This window comes from Vibrio sp. Vb0937, assembly GCF_033338855.1.
This window is the reverse complement of record NZ_JAWOTK010000163.1, coordinates 1-1509: the sequence shown is the minus strand read 5'-3', so window position 1 is coordinate 1509 and position 1509 is coordinate 1. Positions and strand designations below refer to the sequence as shown.

Genomic DNA, 1509 nt, shown 5'->3' with positions numbered 1-1509 from the left:
CAAAAAAGTTCGCCGCAGTGAAGGCAAACTCAGCCGCAGTGTTACCGAAAAACTTGATCAGTTTATTTTGAACAAGTGGGTGGGGATTCCATTCTTCTTTGTTGTGATGTACCTAATGTTTATGTTCTCGATTAACATTGGTAGTGCATTTATCGATTTCTTTGATATCGGCGTTGGCGCACTTTTGGTTGATGGCGGTCATCACCTATTGGATGGTCATTTGCCAGTTTGGCTTGTGACGGTTATTGCCGATGGTATTGGTGGCGGTATCCAAACGGTAGCGACCTTTATTCCTGTCATTGCGTGTTTGTATTTGTTCCTAGCTGTGCTTGAGAGTTCGGGTTATATGGCTCGCGCTGCGTTTGTACTCGATAAAGTGATGCAGAAAATCGGCTTGCCGGGTAAAGCGTTTGTGCCGTTGGTTCTTGGTTTTGGTTGTAACGTGCCGTCAATCATGGCAACACGCACTCTAGACCAAGAACGTGAGCGTAAGTTAGCGGCATCGATGGCGCCATTTATGTCATGTGGTGCTCGTTTACCTGTATATGCACTGTTTGCTGCGGCGTTCTTTCCTGGTTCTGGTCAAAACATTGTCTTTGCACTTTATCTATTAGGTATTGTGGCTGCGATCTTCACCGGTCTTTTCTTAAAGCACACTCTTTACCCTGGCAGCAGCGATAGCTTAGTCATGGAAATGCCAGACTACGAATTGCCAACATTGCAAAACGTCGTGATCAAAACTTGGCAAAAGCTTAAGCGCTTCGTACTGGGTGCAGGTAAAACCATCGTTGTGGTTGTTGCTATCCTAAGTTTCCTAAACTCGTTGGGTACAGATGGCAGCTTTGGTAATGAAGACAGTGAAAACTCTGTACTTTCTAAAGCGGCACAAGTGGTAACGCCAGTGTTTGCGCCAATTGGTATTCAAGAAGATAACTGGCCAGCAACGGTTGGTATTATTACCGGTATTTTCGCCAAAGAGGCGGTCGTTGGTACGCTAAACAGTTTGTACACGTCGCCAAGTGACGGTGAAGAAGCAGAGTTCGATCTGATGGGGAGCCTAAAAGATGCGGTAATGAGTATTCCTGAGAACCTTGCGGGCTTGAGTTACTCTGATCCATTAGGCATTGAAGTGGGTGACCTAACAGATTCAAATGCGGTCGCAGAAGAACAAGAAGTGGATGCGTCTATCTTCGGCAACATTAAGTCTCAGTTTGTTTCTGGTCATGCCGCGTTTGCTTACTTGATCTTCATCTTGTTGTACACACCATGTGTTGCTGCGATGGGGGCGTATGTACGTGAATTTGGCCATAACTTCGCACGCTTTATTGCGGTATGGACGATGGGTTTAGCTTACCTATGTGCAACGTTCTACAATCAGTTGACGCATTTCTCTGAAAGCCCAATTACTAGTGGTGTCTGGATGGCAATTATTGTTGCAATCTTCATCGGAACTTATCACGTATTCAAACGTATTGGTAAAAAACAACATGGTGCGTTAGAGGCGCAAGT

Annotated in this window: 1 protein-coding gene; it reads left to right on the top strand. The window is 45.3% G+C overall.

Annotated elements, in window-relative coordinates:
- A partial coding sequence (gene feoB, locus R7P67_RS24065; protein ID WP_318086223.1) for a ferrous iron transport protein B occupies positions 1-1509 on the top strand: 1509 nt, incomplete at both ends.